The 15,778-nt window shown below is 68.1% G+C and carries 14 protein-coding genes and 1 riboswitch; of the genes, 3 read left to right on the plus strand and 11 right to left on the minus strand.

Annotated elements, in window-relative coordinates; all coding sequences use genetic code 11:
• Positions 1-2: 2 nt before the first annotated feature.
• Together ACWDR3_RS26975 and ACWDR3_RS26980 are read left to right on the plus strand one after the other, a co-directional pair.
• Positions 3-1,193 carry an ABC transporter ATP-binding protein gene (locus ACWDR3_RS26975; protein ID WP_450355157.1) on the plus strand — a complete coding sequence of 397 codons (1,191 nt, stop codon included), beginning with the start codon at positions 3-5 and terminating at the stop codon, positions 1,191-1,193.
• A 37-nt stretch (positions 1,194-1,230) separates the two neighbouring features.
• Entirely contained in the window at positions 1,231-1,650 is a 420-nt protein-coding gene (locus tag ACWDR3_RS26980) for a TOBE domain-containing protein (RefSeq protein ID WP_450355158.1), read from the plus strand.
• 84 nt (positions 1,651-1,734) lie between these two features.
• Here ACWDR3_RS26980 and gcvP read toward each other — a convergent pair whose 3' ends face one another.
• Complete coding sequence (gcvP, locus tag ACWDR3_RS26985) at positions 1,735-4,620, minus strand: aminomethyl-transferring glycine dehydrogenase (protein WP_450355159.1); 2,886 nt, start codon at positions 4,618-4,620, stop codon at positions 1,735-1,737.
• 179 nt (positions 4,621-4,799) lie between these two features.
• Positions 4,800-4,895, minus strand: a riboswitch (glycine riboswitch).
• A 113-nt stretch (positions 4,896-5,008) separates the two neighbouring features.
• On the opposite strand from gcvP, the gene ACWDR3_RS26990 reads away from it, so the two are divergent.
• Positions 5,009-5,386: a PRC-barrel domain-containing protein gene (locus tag ACWDR3_RS26990; protein WP_450355160.1), complete on the plus strand. Its 378-nt coding sequence runs from the start codon at positions 5,009-5,011 to the stop codon at positions 5,384-5,386.
• Between the two features lie 175 nt (positions 5,387-5,561).
• Here the strand turns inward: ACWDR3_RS26990 and ACWDR3_RS26995 are convergent, their stop codons facing one another.
• From ACWDR3_RS26995 to ACWDR3_RS27040, 10 genes are all read right to left on the minus strand, one after another.
• Positions 5,562-6,962, minus strand: coding sequence for a DNA polymerase IV (locus tag ACWDR3_RS26995; protein ID WP_450355161.1), 1,401 nt, complete (start codon positions 6,960-6,962; stop codon positions 5,562-5,564).
• Between the two features lie 67 nt (positions 6,963-7,029).
• Complete coding sequence (locus ACWDR3_RS27000; protein ID WP_450355162.1) at positions 7,030-7,713, minus strand: MerR family transcriptional regulator; 684 nt, start codon at positions 7,711-7,713, stop codon at positions 7,030-7,032.
• A 215-nt stretch (positions 7,714-7,928) separates the two neighbouring features.
• Positions 7,929-8,402, minus strand: coding sequence for a bifunctional nuclease family protein (locus tag ACWDR3_RS27005; RefSeq protein ID WP_004002801.1), 474 nt, complete (start codon positions 8,400-8,402; stop codon positions 7,929-7,931).
• 85 nt (positions 8,403-8,487) lie between these two features.
• Complete coding sequence (gene ftsR, locus ACWDR3_RS27010) at positions 8,488-9,225, minus strand: transcriptional regulator FtsR (RefSeq protein WP_450355163.1); 738 nt, start codon at positions 9,223-9,225, stop codon at positions 8,488-8,490.
• A 19-nt stretch (positions 9,226-9,244) separates the two neighbouring features.
• Positions 9,245-10,150, minus strand: coding sequence for an FHA domain-containing protein (locus tag ACWDR3_RS27015; RefSeq protein WP_450355164.1), 906 nt, complete (start codon positions 10,148-10,150; stop codon positions 9,245-9,247).
• A 61-nt stretch (positions 10,151-10,211) separates the two neighbouring features.
• Positions 10,212-11,078 (minus strand): DUF881 domain-containing protein, encoded by an 867-nt coding sequence (locus tag ACWDR3_RS27020; protein ID WP_450355165.1) that lies wholly within the window; start codon positions 11,076-11,078, stop codon positions 10,212-10,214.
• Positions 11,079-11,083: 5 nt separating this feature from the next.
• On the minus strand, positions 11,084-11,416 hold the full coding sequence (locus ACWDR3_RS27025) for a small basic family protein (RefSeq protein WP_003988855.1): 333 nt from the start codon (positions 11,414-11,416) through the stop codon (positions 11,084-11,086).
• Complete coding sequence (locus ACWDR3_RS27030; protein WP_450355166.1) at positions 11,413-12,327, minus strand: DUF881 domain-containing protein; 915 nt, start codon at positions 12,325-12,327, stop codon at positions 11,413-11,415. Before ACWDR3_RS27030 ends, ACWDR3_RS27025 begins: the two co-directional genes overlap by 4 nt.
• A 98-nt stretch (positions 12,328-12,425) precedes the next feature.
• Complete coding sequence (locus ACWDR3_RS27035; RefSeq protein WP_450355167.1) at positions 12,426-14,921, minus strand: sugar phosphate nucleotidyltransferase; 2,496 nt, start codon at positions 14,919-14,921, stop codon at positions 12,426-12,428.
• 112 nt (positions 14,922-15,033) lie between these two features.
• Positions 15,034-15,642 carry a CDP-alcohol phosphatidyltransferase family protein gene (locus ACWDR3_RS27040; protein WP_450355168.1) on the minus strand — a complete coding sequence of 203 codons (609 nt, stop codon included), beginning with the start codon at positions 15,640-15,642 and terminating at the stop codon, positions 15,034-15,036.
• Between the last annotated feature and the right edge of the window lie 136 nt (positions 15,643-15,778).

Raw genomic sequence — 15,778 nt, forward strand, 5'->3', positions numbered from 1 at the left:
TGATGACGAACACTCCGCCCGCAGCCGCCGACGGCGCGAACCCCCCACAGGGGCCACCCGCACCCAACAACGAATCCAGCACGGGTGGTGCGGGTGGGAACTCTTTCCCGGCCGAAGGCCGGGCACTACCCACACACCCGCACCCGACCACCGGCCTGGACGCCCACCTGATCGTCGACCTAAAAACCTTCCACCTAGACATCACCCTCAAGGCCGCCCCAGGCGACGTCGTAGCCCTCCTAGGCCCAAACGGCGCAGGCAAAACCACAGCCCTACGAACCCTCGCCGGCCTGACCAACCTCACCTCCGGCCACCTCCACCTCGACGGCACCCCCCTACACCGCACACCCCCCGAATCCCGCCCCGTAGGCGTCGTATTCCAGGACTACCTCCTCTTCCCCCACCTCACCGCCTTGGACAACGTCGCCTTCGGCCCCCGCTGCCACGGCGCCACAAAAAAAGAAGCAAGAGCCCAAGCAACAACTTGGCTGACCCGCATGGGCCTGAAGACCCACACCACCACGAAACCCCGCCACCTCTCCGGCGGCCAGGCCCAACGCGTAGCCCTCGCAAGGGCCCTCGCCACCAACCCTCGCCTACTCCTCCTCGACGAACCCCTCGCCGCCCTGGACGCCCGCACCCGCCTTGACATCCGCACCCAACTCCGCCACCACCTGGCCGAGTTCGAGGCAGTAGCAGTGCTCGTCACCCACGACCCCCTGGACGCCATGGTCCTGGCCGACCGCCTCGTGGTCATCGAGGACGGCCGAGTGGTCCAGGAAGGCACCCCCACAGACATCGCCCGCCACCCCCGCACGGACTACATCGCCCAACTCGTAGGCCTCAACCTCTACAAGGGCCAGGCCGACGGCCACACAGTCACCCTCGACACAGGTTCCGGTACCGAGATCACCACCGCGGAACACCTCACCGGCGAGGCCTTCGTCGCGTTCCCACCCAGCGCCGTCACCCTCCACCGCACCCGCCCCACCTCCACCAGCGCCCGCAATCTCTGGCACTGCGAGGTCGCCGGCCTGGAAACCCACGGCGACCAGATCCGCGCCGATCTCACCGGCGAACTCCCCCTCGCCGCCGACCTCACCACGGTCGCCGCGGCCGAACTCGACCTCCACCCCGGCGCCTCGGTCTGGGCGACGGTCAAGGCGACGCAGACGCACGCGTACCCGGCATAAAGCCTCACAGGGCCCCACAAGGCCTACGGTGATGGCCATGACCCTCAGCATCCGCAACCAGCTCCCCGGCACCGTCACCACCGTCACCCCCGGCGAGGTGATGGCGACCGTAGGCATCCGCCTCACCGGCGGCCAGAACCTCACCGCCGCGATCACCCGCGAAGCCGTCACCGACCTCGCCCTCGCCCCGGGCACCCTCGTCCGCGCCCTGGTGAAGTCGACCGAGGTCTCCCTCTCCACGGGCCCGGTCGCGGGCCTCTCGATCCGCAACCAACTCCCCGGCACGATTACCGAGATCACCACGGGAGAGGCGATGGCCTCGGTCAAAATCGACGTCGAGGGCGGCGCCCTGACCGCCGCGATCACCCGCGAAGCGGTGGACGACCTCGCCCTCAAGACCGGCGACCCCGCGGTCGCGTTGATCAAGTCGACGGAAGTCTCCCTGTCGACGACCTGACGCGAAAAGGGCTCCCGCCGGCATGCACCCGGCAGGAGCCCTTCTCTTCAACCTGTCTCAGCCATTGCAGCCGATCCAGCGCTGTCAGTCCTCGTACGCATCCAGCGGCGGGCAAGAACACACCAGGTTCCGGTCCCCGAACGCCTGGTCGATCCGCCGCACCGGCGGCCAGTACTTGTCGGCCACCGAGACCCCGCCCGGGAACACGGCCTCCTCGCGCGTGTACGCGTGCTCCCACGCACCGCCCAACACACGCGCCGTATGCGGAGCGTTCCGCAGCGGGTTGTCGTCCGCGGGCCATTCCCCCGCGCCCACCTTCTCGATCTCCGCACGAATGGCGATCATCGCCTCGCAGAACCGATCCAGTTCGATCAGATCCTCGGACTCGGTCGGCTCGATCATCAACGTGCCGGCCACCGGGAAGGACATCGTCGGCGCGTGGAACCCGTAGTCGATCAGCCGCTTGGCGACATCGTCGACGCTCACCCCGGTCGCCTTGGTCAGCGGCCGCAGATCGATGATGCACTCGTGCGCGACCAGCCCGCCAGGCCCGGTGTAGAGCACCGGGAAGTGCGGCTCAAGACGCTTGGCGATGTAGTTGGCGCTGAGCACCGCCACCTGCGTGGCCCGCTTCAGCCCCTCGCCGCCCATGAGCCGGACGTAGGCCCACGAGATCGGCAGAATGCCGGCCGACCCCCAGGGCGCGGCCGAGATCGGCCCCACACCCGTCTCCGGCCCAGCTGCGGGCTGCAGCGGGTGGTTCGGCAGATACGGCGCCAGGTGCTCGCGCACACCGACCGGCCCGACACCCGGACCGCCGCCACCGTGCGGGATGCAGAACGTCTTGTGCAGATTCAGGTGCGAGACGTCCCCGCCGAAGTGCCCCGGCTTGGCAAGCCCCACAAGGGCGTTGAGGTTGGCGCCATCGACGTACACCTGCCCGCCGGCCTCGTGGACCTGCGCGCAGATGTCCGCGACATGCTCCTCGAACACACCGTGCGTCGACGGGTACGTGATCATCAGCACCGACAGCTCGTCCCGGTACTGCTCGATCTTCGCCCGCAGATCCTCGACGTCGATCTCGCCGTCCTCGGCGGTCTTCACGACGACGACCTTCATGCCCGCCATCACGGCGCTCGCGGCATTGGTCCCGTGCGCGGACGACGGAATCAGACACACGGTCCGCTGCTCGTCCCCGTTGGCCCGGTGATACCCGCGTACGGCGAGCAGCCCGGCCAGCTCCCCCTGTGACCCGGCGTTGGGCTGCAGCGACACCTTGTCGTACCCGGTGACCTCGGCGAGCCGCTCCTCCAGCTCACGGATGAGCGTCAGATACCCCTGCGCCTGCTCGGCGGGCGCGAAGGGGTGCAACTGCCCGAACTCGGGCCAGGTGACCGGCTCCATCTCCGTGGTCGCGTTGAGCTTCATCGTGCAGGAGCCCAGCGGGATCATGCCGCGGTCGAGCGCGTAGTCACGGTCGGCCAGCTTGCGCAGGTAGCGCAACATGGCCGTCTCGGAACGGTGCTGCTGGAAGACGGGGTGGACCAGGAACTCGTCGCTCCGCAACAACGCCTGCGGAATCGTCTCCCCGGCGACCGCGTCCAGCGCGTCCACGTCCCCCGCGACCCCGAACGCGGCCCACACGGCACGCAATTGGGCCCGCGCGGTCGTCTCGTCACAGGCGATCGACACGTGATCGGCGTCGACCAGGTACAGGTTGACCCCGTTGTCCCGCGCGGCGGCGACGACCTCGGCGGCCCGCCCCTCCACGCGCACGGTGAGTGTGTCGAAGTAGGTACCGTGCACGACCTCGACCCCACCGGCCCTGAGCCCCTCGGCCAGGATCGTGGCGTACCGGTGCGTGCGCCGCGCGATCACCCGCAGGCCCTCGGGCCCGTGGTAGACGGCGTACATACCGGCCATGACGGCGAGCAGCACCTGCGCGGTGCAGATGTTGCTGGTGGCCTTCTCCCGGCGGATGTGCTGCTCACGCGTCTGCAGCGCGAGCCGGTAGGCCTTGTGCCCGTCGGCGTCCACGGACACACCCACCAGTCGCCCGGGCAGGCTCCGCGCGAACTTCTCGTGCACGGCCATGTAGCCCGCGTGCGGCCCGCCGAAGCCCATCGGCACACCGAACCGCTGCGTCGTACCGACGGCGATGTCCGCACCCAGCTCACCGGGCGACTTCAGCAGCGTCAGCGCCAGCAGATCGGCGGCGACGGTGACGAGCGCACCGAGCTCGTGTGCCTGGTCGATCAACGGCTTGATGTCCCGTACGACACCGGAGGCGCCGGGGTACTGGACGAGAACGCCGTTGATCTCACGCCCCACGACCTCGGCCGGGATGCCGTCGGCGAGGTCGGCGACCACGACCTCCACGCCGGCCGGCTCGGCCCGCGTCTGGATCACGGCGATGGTCTGCGGCAACGCGTCCGCGTCGACCAGGAACAGACCCTTCTTGTTCTTGCCCATCCGCCGGGACAGCGCCACGGCCTCGGCGGCGGCCGTGCCCTCGTCGAGCAGCGAGGCACCGGAGGTCGGCAGCCCGGTCAGGTCGGCGACCATGGTCTGGAAGTTGAGCAGAGCCTCAAGGCGGCCCTGCGAGATCTCCGGCTGGTAGGGCGTGTAGGCCGTGTACCAGGCCGGGTTCTCCATCACGTTGCGCAGGATGACGGGCGGCGTGAAGGTCCCGTAGTACCCGAGGCCGACCATGGAGTCGAGCACCTGGTTCCGATCGGCGAGCGACCGCAGCTCGGCCAGCACCTCGGCCTCGGTGCGCGCACCGGGCAGGTCCAGGGCATCGGCGTTCTTGATCACATCGGGCACCGCGGCGGCGGTGAGCTCGTCCAGCGAGCCGTAGCCGACCTGCGCGAGCATCTTGGCCCGCGCCTCCTGGTCGGGCCCGATGTGGCGCTGCTCGAACGGGATTCCCGCTTCGAGCTCGGAGAGCGGAGTGCGATGGGCGGTCATTGCGGAGGCCTCCTGGTCGGTCACGACGACCTTCGAGGGGCACCACGGCACGGGTACCCCGACGGCCTCCCCCTCTGTCATCTCAACCTGAGAGCTTCACCGGACATCCCGAGGGCGCCCGGCTTTCACCGTCGGTGAGAGCGGAGGCCTTCGACACCCGCCCTGCTTTCCAGAGTGACCTCGTCCGTGCGGTACGTGGGCCTGAGAGATTCCGGGGAGGATTTGCTCCTTCGGCGCCTCCGATGATGTCTGGAGGACTCTCCCGCACGGGGTCAGCAGCCGCTGCCAGCCTACCAGCGAGCGCTCCGCACGGGCCTTCGAGTGGCCACCATCACCAATGTGCTCTTTTGTAGAGTTTACGAGTGCGTCGCGACCACGTGGAGGCCCCGTGCAGACCGACATCGATCCACGCAACCTGATCGGCCGCAAGGCGTTCGACCGCAACGGCACCAAGATCGGCACGATCGACGAGATCTACCTCGACGACGCGACCGGCGTGCCGGAGTGGGCCGCGATACGCACCGGCCTCTTCTCCCGCGACGCCTTCGTCCCCCTGGAACCCAGCGAACTGGTCGAAGGCACCCTCCACGTCCCCTTCGAACGCGCCCTCATCAAAGACGCCCCCGACTTCGGCGTGGGCCGCCACCTCTCCCCCCAACAAGAACTCCAGCTCTACCACCACTACGGCCTCGACACAGCACCCCCACCAACGTTCCCAGACAGAGACTTCGGCAAGCTGGCAGGCACGGAGGAAGCGGACGCTTGAGGCCACCGGCCACCGGCCACTGAAACCCGCCTGGCCTGCGGGCAGTCCCACGCCGCCCCAGCCCCCCCAACCGCCTAGCCTGCGGGCAGTCGTGCCGCTGGGGCGGCACGGGTGGGCGCAGGCGGCACCCCGCAAGCGCCGGGCCGCGCGACCCACCGCTCACCCCCACCGACGGTCACGTCCGAACCCCGTCCACAGAAACCCCGGCCCCTCCACCCCCGCTTCCCTCCACCAACGGCAACGGCTCAGCCGGCGACAACTCAACGTCATCGACACGAAACGTCCGCACCCGCCCCGGCTCAGACCCCGGCGTCTCAAACCGCACAGTCACCCGCCCCAGCCCACTCCCCTGCACCCACCCATGCCCGAACTCGGCATGCCGCACATCATGCCCAGAAGGCCACCTCCGCTCAGCGGCGACAACCACCTGCTCCTCACCCGCCTCTACTTCCCCCACCTCAACCTCCACATCCGAGTACTCCGCCCCCACCCCACCCTCCACTTCGGCCGCCTGCGCAAAAAGATCCTCCTGCGTGAAGTCGGCAAGCCCACTCACCCCCACCCCCAACAACCGCACCCCACCCGTCGTGTCCACGGCCTCCAACAACCGCAAGGCAGCCTCCCGCACCACCCCCGGATCATCAGTGGGCCCCCGCAAGGTCTCGGACCGAGTCAACGTCGAGAAGTCGTACCGCCGCACCTTCAACACGATGGTCCGCCCCGACAACCCCGCCGCCCGCAACCGCCGCACACACCGATCCGCCAACCGCTGCACCTCAAGACCCACCCGCACCCGGTCATGAATGTCCACGTCGTACGTGTCCTCGACCGACACCGACTTGGTCTCCCGCTCAGCCACGACAGGCCGATCATCACGCGCCAACGCCATCGCGTAGAGCCCGTGCCCGTGCGCCTTCCCCAACAGCCGCACCAGCTCGTCCTCCCCCGCCTCGGCCAGATCGTCGACCGTGCTGATCCCGGCCCGCCGCAGATGGTCCCCCGTCGCCGGTCCCACCCCCGGCAGGATCCGCACCGGCATCGGCCCGAGCATCGCCCGCTCGGTCCCCGGCTCGATGAGCACCAGCCCGTCCGGCTTGGCCTCCTCGGAGGCGATCTTGGCGAGCATCTTGGACGCGGCCAGACCGACGGACCCGGTCAGCCCCGTGACCGCCCGTATGTCCGCACGCAGCTTCTCCCCGACCAGCCGCGCCGACGCCCGGTCCCAGGCCGCCCCCTCGGTCTCCAGGTCCACGAACGCCTCGTCCAGGCTCAGCGGCTCCACCAGCGGCGACAACGAGTGCAGGAGCCCCATGACCTGCTCACTGATCGCCCGGTAGAACCCGAAGCGCGGCACCAGATACGCCGCGTTCGGCGCGAGCCGCCGCGCCTGGGCCATCGGCATCGCCGACCTGACCCCGAACACCCGGGCCTCGTACGAGGCGGTCGCCACCACCCCACGCGGCCCGAGCCCGCCCACCACGACGGCCTTCCCGCGCAGACTCGGCTTGGACGCCTGCTCCGCCGAGGCGTAGAAGGCATCCATGTCGAGATGCAGGATCGTGGGCGCGTTTCTCACATCTCCGATGCTGCACTACGCCACTGACAACGCACCCGTACGACCGCCGGGTGCCGCCCCGAGCCGCTCAGACGGCCCGGTTCCGGCGCCGCGCCAGCTCGTCCGCGGGATTGTTGCCGACCAGCGTCTCGCCGGTGTCGATGCGCTCGCCGTGCAGCTGCGAGAGGGCGCTCTCGACGTCCCGCCACACCACTCCGACGGCGATCCCGAAGATGCCCTGGCCGCCCTGGAGCAGCGCGTGGACCTCGTCCGGCGAGGTGCACTCGTAGACCGTGGCGCCGTCGCTCATCAGCGTCATGCGCTCCAGGTCGCGGAAGCCGCACGCGCGCAGATGCTGGACCGCGGTGCGGATGTTCTGCAGGGACACGCCGGTGTCCAGGAACCGCTTGACGATCTTCAGGACGACGACGTCCCGGAAGCTGTACAGCCGCTGCGTGCCCGACCCGTGAGCGGGCCGCACGCTCGGCTCCACGAGCCCGGTGCGGGCCCAGTAGTCCAGTTGGCGGTAGGTGATCCCGGCGGCCGCGCAGGCCGTAGGACCTCGGTAGCCGATCTGCTCGGACGCCATGGACGTCGCCCCTCCGCTGCTCGGCACGGCCGCCGGCCGCTGCGGGACGTGACCGGGCGCGCTGCTGTGATGGGGATCCCCCCAACTCGAACGCAGTTGAGAGCTTGGGGGAGGGTACGGACCGCTCTCCCCGAGACCGTGTCCCGGGGCACCCCCAGCCGTACCGTCGCCGCTGCTTCTCACGCCGACCTCCGTCCTTGACCTGCCTTCACGACGGTAGGCAGTCACCAGGGGTGCGTCAACGATCGCCACACTCGGCACGCCGGGTGATAATCACCCTAGGAGTGGTTTCCCGCACCCAACCGCGGGGAAAGGCTAGCCGAATGTGCCCGGAGCAAGGCCCAGGACGCTCGCAGTGGCCTCCGGCAATTGCCGGCATTTCGTCCGCGCCCCGCGCCTCACTGGCTGCTGGTGCCGAAATCCTCGGGTGAGATCTGGTCGAGGAACTCGCGGAACTTCTCCACCTCGTCCTCCTGCTCGTCCGGGATCGCGATGCCGGCGTCGTCGAGCACCCCGTCGCTGCCGTAGATCGGCGTGCCCGTGCGCAGCGCCAGCGCTATGGCGTCGGACGGGCGCGCGCTCACCTCGACCCCGCTGGCGAAGACCAGTTCGGCGTAGAAGACGCCTTCACGCAGATCAGTGATGCGCACTTCGGTGAGCTCCTGGCCGACGGCCTCCAGCACGTCCTTGAACAGGTCGTGGGTCAGCGGTCGTGCGGGGGCCATGCCCTGCTGGGCGAAGGCGATCGCCGTCGCCTCGCCCGGCCCGATCCAGATGGGGAGGTAACGGTCGCCTCCCACTTCACGCAGGAGCACGATCGGTTGGTTGGAGGGCATTTCGACCCGGACACCTACGACATCGAGCTCGTTCACACAGCAACCCTAGGACGTGCCCGGGACGTTTGGGTAGTCGGGCAGGGAACGGGGGGATGATCCGGCCGCCGCGCGGGCGCCCGGCTCAGGGCAGGCGCACGCCCAGCGCGGTCTGCACGAGCGCGGCGTGCAGCCGTACGGTGAGCGCCGCCAGCTCCTTCGTACGGGCCTCCGCGTGGGCCCTGGTCTGCGGATTGCGATGGCGCTTCAGCGGGGCGACCACCTGGTCCACGAGCCCGGCCTCACGATCGGCGGCCGCCTTCATCACCCGAAGGTGGCGCGGCTCGATCCCGAACCGGCCCAGCTCGACCACGAGCACGGCCACGGTCGCCGCCTCCGCGTCGTACGCCCCGTCCGGCAACGGCCCGACGAGCCCGTACGACTCCCACTCCTCGAGCTCCTGCTCCCCGATACCGGCCGCCGCCAGCAGCTCGTCCCGGCCGATCCGCGCGGCCGTGGGCCCCTCGGGGACCTCCAGGACGGTCTCACCGTCCCGCTGACGCCCCACCGCGGGCAGCAGTACGGCCTCACCGCGCTCCATGGCGTCCAGGTGCTCGCGGATGACCTTGAGCGGCAGATAGTGGTCCCGCTGCATCCTCAGGACGTGACCGAGGCGCTCGACGTCACCAGGGCTGAACTTGCGGTACCCCGACGGGGTCCGCTGCGGCTCGATGAGCCCCTCCGACTCCAGGAAACGGATCTTGGAGATGGTGACTTCGGGGAACTCGTCGCGCAGCACGTTCAGCACCGTGCCGATGCTCATCAGTCCACTGTCCGCGGCGGCGGCGCCGTGTCCGGCCCCGCCGCTCGGTGTATGAAGCATGGACCTTCTCCGGGGAGGGTCAGTAGCCTCGCTGGCTCGCGTAGAACACCAGCCGGTACTTGCCGATCTGCACCTCGTCGCCGTTGTTGAGCGCGACCGAGTCGATCCGCTCGCGGTTGACGTACGTGCCGTTCAGGCTGCCCACGTCGGCCACCGTGAACGAACCGTCCGCGGCGCGGCGGAACTCCACGTGCCGGCGCGAGACCGTCACGTCGTCCAGGAAGATGTCGCTCTGCGGGTGCCGCCCGGCCGTGGTCAGGTCGCCGTCCAGCAGGAAGCGGCTGCCCGAGTTCGGCCCTCTGCGCACCACGAGGAGCGCGGAGCCCAGCGGCAGCGCGTCCACCGCGGCCTGCGCCTCGGGCGAGAGCGCCGGAATCTGCGTCTGTCCGGTCACCTCGGCGTCGTACGCCTCAAGACCGGAGATGGAGATCGTCGAAGTCGTCTCGGACGGCCGCTCGGCACCGCCCCGCAACGGCGCACCGCAGTTGGAACAGAAGCGACTGTTCTCCGCGTTGCGGTTGCCGCACCTCGTACACACCAGGGCCGACATAGGGGAAAACCCTCCACCCGTACTTGAGGTTGACGGCTGCCCGAAACCTATGCCGCCGGACTGCGCAGGGTCAACAGACGGCGCGCCCTGACCTCCGGAAACGTCACCGCCCTGACCGCCCACCTGGTCCCGGAACAGCGGACGCTCCCCTTCCGCGTCTGGCTGTGCGCGATGACGAGCGGTCGCGTTCGCATTGTCGCTACCCTCTCGCGCGCTCTTGCCGAACAACTTCGCAAACAACTTCACGGGCGATTCCCCTTGACCGAAACAGACCCGCCCGTGGGGCAGGACGAACCCTGATTGCATACACCGGCCGACCCGGACATCCTCACAACGTCCGTATCCACCAGACAGTTTCCACCACGCACCACCCATTCGGTGCGCCGACCCCCCGCAACCTCATGCCCCTGCCAGACGGTCCCCATGCACCGCCGGTTCACTGAGAGGACGACCGAGCGTAGTCAGGCTGCTTCGCCGCCCGCAAGGCGTCCACGACGATCTTGGTCGATCGCTCGACGGTAACGGTGGCCTGCTCCTTCTCAAGAGTCTGCACCACGCCTCCAGGGATGTTGAGCGCCGGCTCCAGGTCCTCCGGCTTGCCGATGACCTTGAAACGATAGGGCGCGTTGATCTTGTTCCCGTCGACGCTCACGCTCTTGTCGGAGTCCGACAGGTAGGTGCCCGCGACGACTCGTACGCCGTTCACCTGGATCGCCTCCGCGCCGGCCGCGCGCAACTCCTGGATCGCGTCGAGCAGCATGTCCGCCTCGACCGTTCCCTTCGTGTCGTCGATGGTCATCGTGATGCCTGGTCCCTGCGCGGCCACCGTGCCCGCCAGAATGCCGAGTTGCCCCTCCTTCTCGACGGTCTGCTTGCGGGCCTCCTCGGCCTGGTCGGAGCTGTTCTCCAGCTCGTCGCGCTGCTTCTCCAGTCCCTGCTTCTCGTCCTCAAGACGCTGTGTACGGTCGTCCAGTTCATCGAGAATGCGAACGAGATCTTCCTGACGTGCTCCGCGCAGGGCACTGTCGCTGTCACTGTTCGAGGCGACCTGCACGGCCAGCCCGAAGCCGAGGCCGAACAGCAGCACGGCGACGATGAGTTGAGCCCGGGTGACGCGGGGCGGCCAGACGCCCTTCGCCAGCCGCTGCCGCCCGGTGAGCCCCGGCGTCTGCTCGGAGGGCGTCTCCGCAGTCTCCGCGGAGTCCGCTGCGGCCTCGGAGGCCGTCGGGGGCACCTCTTCGGGCAGTTCCTTGCGCAACCGGTGCTCGGGGGTCGTCTCGGGTGTCTCTTCGTTCTCGCTCATCGGCATCACGCCCGGAAGACGTGCCGGCGGATCGCCGCGGCGTTGGAGAAGATGCGGATCCCCAGGACGACGACGACACCGGTCGACAGCTGGGCGCCCACGCCCAACTTGTCGCCCAGGAAGACGATCAGCGCGGCCACGACCACGTTGGACAGGAACGACACCACGAAGACCTTGTCGTCGAAGATGCCGTCGAGCATGGCCCGCAGACCGCCGAAGACGGCGTCCAGCGCCGCCACGACGGCGATCGGCAGATAAGGCTCGACGACCGCCGGAACCTCGGGCCGGACCAAGAGGCCGGCCACGACTCCCACGACGAGGCCCAGTACGGCGATCACGATGTGCCCTTCTCATTTTTCTCGGTGTTCGGCTGTGCGGTACGTACGATCACACTCGGTGCGGCGGGCAACCGGACGTCGTCCTCGGTGGAGATGGCGGTCCGGATGCCGTAGTTCTCCTGCAGCGCATGCAGATACAGCCCGTCGGCACTGTTCTGGAACCTGGTGCTCAACCGCTTACCGTCCCCCACGGCGAGCACCGTATACGGCGGAACAAGTGGCTTGTTGTCGACCAGTATCGCGTCACCCGCGGCCCTGATCGCAGAAAGCGCCGTCAGCCGCTGCCCGTTGATGGAGACGGCCTCGGCCCCGGACTCCCACAGCCCGTTGATCACACGCTGCATGTCCCGGTCGCGCACCCGACCGGTGTCGGAAAAGCCGTTGGTCTCACGCGGGTTGCCGTCACCGCCGGTGGTGGCTTCCTTGGCGTCGTTCACGACGAGCTTCACGCCAGGACCATGGACAGCGACGGCGCCCGACAGGAGGCCGACGAGCTCCGACTGGTCCTCGCCGCCGCTCTTCTTGAGGGCCGCCCGCTGTCGATCGCTCACGTCGTCACGCAGCTTGTCGACGGAGCCCTCCAGCTTGTCGGCCGCGTCGGTCTCACGGTCGATACGGTCGATCAGTTCCTCGCGCTCCTTGGCCACGACGGGAGCCGCCACGCGCGCCTGTGCCGCACCCACGGTGACGACCAGCGCTGCGAGCACCAGCCCGGCGGCGAGACCCAGCCTCGCGCGAAGGGTCTTGGGCATACCGCCGGCCCCTGCGGCCTTCTTCCGGTCGGCCGCCTCGGCATAGCCGTCATCGAGGCTGTGATCCATGACGTTGGTGAGCAGCGACATGGACGCATCCGGCCGGGAAGGGCGCGTGGGTGTCCTCCGAATGGGGGGCTGCTGCGGCATGCCGCACATCGTCGCACGTCGTGGCCGCTACCTCCGAATGGCCCCACCGGCGTGCCGGACAGGCCCCCTTGGGGACACTTGTCCGGCACGCACGCGTGCTTCCGCTTTCAGCGACCGGCGCTGTCCACGACCGCCGACCACTCGTCGAGCAGCGCCTGCGCGGACGCGTCGTCCGGTCCCTCGGCCCACAGATGGGTGACCGCCTCGGCCGGGTCCGGAAGGACCATCACCCAGCGCCCGTCGGTCTCCACCACACGCACACCGTCGGTGGTGTCCACGAAGCGCTCTCCGGCCGCCTCGACGACCCGGCGCATCACAAGTCCCTTGACCGCCCACGGAGTCGCCAGATCCCGCTTCAGGACATGCGCCCGCGGAATCCGCGCGTCGATCTGGCTGAGCGTGAGCTGCGTCCGCGCCACCAGCCCGATCAACCGTACGAAAGCCGCCGTACCGTCGAAGACACTGCTGAACTCCGGGACGATGAAGCCGCCCTTGCCGTCGCCCCCGAAGATGGTGGTCTCGTCACGCCCCACCCTGGTCAGGTCGTCGGGCGAGGTCGTCGTCCACTCCACCTGAGTGCCGTGGTACGCCGCCACCTGCTCGGCGATCCTCGTCGTGGTCACCGGCAGCGCCACCCGACCGCTGCGCCGCTCCGCGGCCACCAGGTCGAGCATCACGAGCAGCGCCCGGTCGTCCTCGACGATCCGGCCCTTCTCGTCGACCAGCGAGAGCCGTTCACCGACCGGGTCGAAGCGCACTCCGAACGCGGCCCGCGAGGACGCCACGATCTCACCGAGCCGCACCAGCCCCGACCGTCGCACATCCCCGGTCTCGGTAGGCCTGGACTCGTCCAGACCCGGGTTGATGGTCAGCGAGTCCACACCCAACTTGCCGAGCAGGCTGGGCAGCACAAGCCCGGCACTACCGTTCGACGCGTCGACCACGACCTTCAACCCGGAATCGGCGACCCCCGTGGTGTCGACATTCCGCAGCAACGAACCCGTGTACGAGTCGAAAACACTGCCCGGGAAGTACAGATCCCCGATCTCACCGGGGAAGGCACGCCGGTACTCCTGCCTCGCGAACACCCGGTCCAGCTTCCGCTGACTTCCCTGCGACAGGTCGGCTCCCCGCCCGTCGAAGAACATGATGTCCACGGAGTCCGGCACCCCGGGAGTGGTCCGGATCATGATCCCGCCGGCACTACCCCGAGCGGTCTGCTGCCGAGCCACGGGCAGCGGTACGTTCTCCAGGTCGCGTACGTCGATGGCGCTGGCCTGCAGCGCGGAAATGACCGCCCGCTTGAGCGCACGAGCACCACGCGAGTGATCGCGGGCGGTCGTGACGGTCGAGCCCTTCTTCAGGGTCGTCGCGTAGGCGCCGGCGAGACGCACGGCGAGTTCGGGCGTAATCTCCACGTTCAGGATTCCGGAGACCCCGCGTGCCCCGAAGAGGTGCGCCTGTCCTCTGGACTCCCAGATGACAGAGGTGTTGACGAAGGCGCCGGCCTCGATGGTCTTGAACGGGTAGACCCGGACATTTCCCTGGACGATCGATTCTTCACCGATCAGGCACTCGTCACCGATGACCGCGCCGTCCTCGATCCGCGCGGCCCGCATGATGTCGGTGTTCTTCCCGACGACACAGCCACGCAGATTGCTGTGCTGCCCGACGTAGACGTTGTCGTGCACAACGGCCTTGTGCAGAAAGGCCCCGGACTTCACGACGACGTTCGATCCGACGACGGTGTGCTCACGGATTTCGGCGCCGGCCTCGACCTTGGCGTAGTCGCCGATGTAGAGCGGCCCGCGGAGAACGGCATCGGGATGCACCTCGGCGCCTTCAGCCACCCAGACACCCGGGGAGAGCTCGAAGCCGTCGATCTCCACATCGACCTTGCCCTCAAGGACATCGGCCTGGGCCTTCACATAGCTCTCGTGCGTGCCGACGTCTTCCCAGTAGCCCTCGGCGATATAGCCGTAGATCGGCTTGCCTTCCTTCATCAACTGCGGGAAGACATCGCCTGACCAGTCGACGGACACATCGGGTTCGACATAGTCGAAGACTTCGGGCTCCATGACGTAGATGCCCGTGTTCACGGTGTCGGAGAAGACCTGTCCCCAGGTCGGCTTCTCCAGGAAGCGCTCGACCTTGCCTTCTTCGTCGACGATCGTGATTCCGAATTCCAGTGGATTCGGCACCCGGGTCAGACACACGGTGACGAGCGCACCCTTTTCCTTGTGGAAATTGATGAGCTCAGTGAGGTCGAAGTCGGTCAGGGCATCACCGGAGATGACGACGAAGGCATCGTCCTTCAACGCTTCTTCCGCGTTCTTGACGCTCCCGGCGGTACCGAGTGGCTTCTCCTCGTTGGCGTAGGAGAGCTCCATTCCGAGCTCTTCGCCGTCACCGAAGTAGTTCTTGACCAGGGACGCCAGGAACTGGACAGTCACGACGGTCTCGTTCAGCCCGTGCCTTTTGAGCAGCCTCAGCACATGCTCCATGATCGGGCGGTTGACCACTGGCAGGAGTGGCTTGGGCATGCTTGAGGTCATGGGGCGAAGGCGTGTGCCTTCACCTCCGGCCATCACGACGGCCTTCATGTCGGAAGCGTCCTCCTCGAAGAGACGACGGTCTAGCCGACTTCACCCGTCAGATTGTCCCGCACTTTTCCGCCGGGGGCCATCGAGCGACGAGCAGCACCAAACGGCGGGGTCAGTCGGCCATGGTGTCCGCACGGATCAGACGGCGGACTTGTACCACGTAGAGGACTCCTGCCCACCAATACAGCGTTGTACCCCATCCTGCGAACGCCCATCCGAAAATAGCACCGAGTGACGAGATCCATCCACTTCCGTCACTGAGCAGGAGTAGCGGGAAGGCGTACATCAGGTTGAAGGTGGCCGCCTTCCCGAGGAAGTTCACCTGCGGCGGCGGATAGCCGTGCCGCCTGAGGACGCCCACCATCACCAGGAGAACCAGCTCACGCGCCAGCAGCGCAGCGGTCAACCAGATTGGCAGAATCTCGCGCCAGGTGAGACCGACCAAAGTCGAGAGAATGTAGAGCCGGTCGGCCGCGGGATCGAGCAGCCGGCCAAGGCTGCTGATCTGGTTCCAACGCCGTGCCAGCTTGCCGTCCAGATAGTCGCTGATCCCGCTCAGCATCAGGACCAGCAGGGCCCAGCCGTCGCTCTTCGGACCACCGAACTCGGGCCTCAGGATCAGCCACAGGAAGAGCGGCACACCAGCGAGCCGCGCCATGCTGAGGATGTTGGGGATGGTGAGCACCCGTTCCGTCTGGACACGGGTCTCCTGGACCTCCACCCGGGGGCCTCCTGTGGGAACGTTCCAACGATGCCCCCTGACCCTACCTCAACACAAAAAAGCTCCGGTGCCCTGTCCTCGGGGGCGGGGTCGCGATCCCTCGCGGTCTTCTCCCCGGTGACGGCGTCGAAGAGGC

It is taken from the genome of Streptomyces sp. NPDC001002 (assembly GCF_053599215.1).

What these genes read in the sequence shown, in the direction of transcription:
- ACWDR3_RS27015 (WP_450355164.1), bottom strand. Translation starts at nt 10,150, where the DNA reads ATGGGTGGTGCGTGGTGGAAACTGTCTGGTGGATACGGACGTTGTGAG.
- gcvP (WP_450355159.1), bottom strand. Translation starts at nt 4,620, where the DNA reads ATGACCGCCCATCGCACTCCGCTCTCCGAGCTCGAAGCGGGAATCCCG.
- ftsR (WP_450355163.1), bottom strand. Translation starts at nt 9,225, where the DNA reads ATGCTTCATACACCGAGCGGCGGGGCCGGACACGGCGCCGCCGCCGCG.
- ACWDR3_RS27035 (WP_450355167.1), bottom strand. Translation starts at nt 14,921, where the DNA reads ATGAAGGCCGTCGTGATGGCCGGAGGTGAAGGCACACGCCTTCGCCCC.
- ACWDR3_RS27020 (WP_450355165.1), bottom strand. Translation starts at nt 11,078, where the DNA reads ATGAGCGAGAACGAAGAGACACCCGAGACGACCCCCGAGCACCGGTTG.
- ACWDR3_RS26980 (WP_450355158.1), top strand. Translation starts at nt 1,231, where the DNA reads ATGACCCTCAGCATCCGCAACCAGCTCCCCGGCACCGTCACCACCGTC.
- ACWDR3_RS26975 (WP_450355157.1), top strand. Translation starts at nt 3, where the DNA reads ATGACGAACACTCCGCCCGCAGCCGCCGACGGCGCGAACCCCCCACAG.
- ACWDR3_RS27030 (WP_450355166.1), bottom strand. Translation starts at nt 12,327, where the DNA reads ATGTGCGGCATGCCGCAGCAGCCCCCCATTCGGAGGACACCCACGCGC.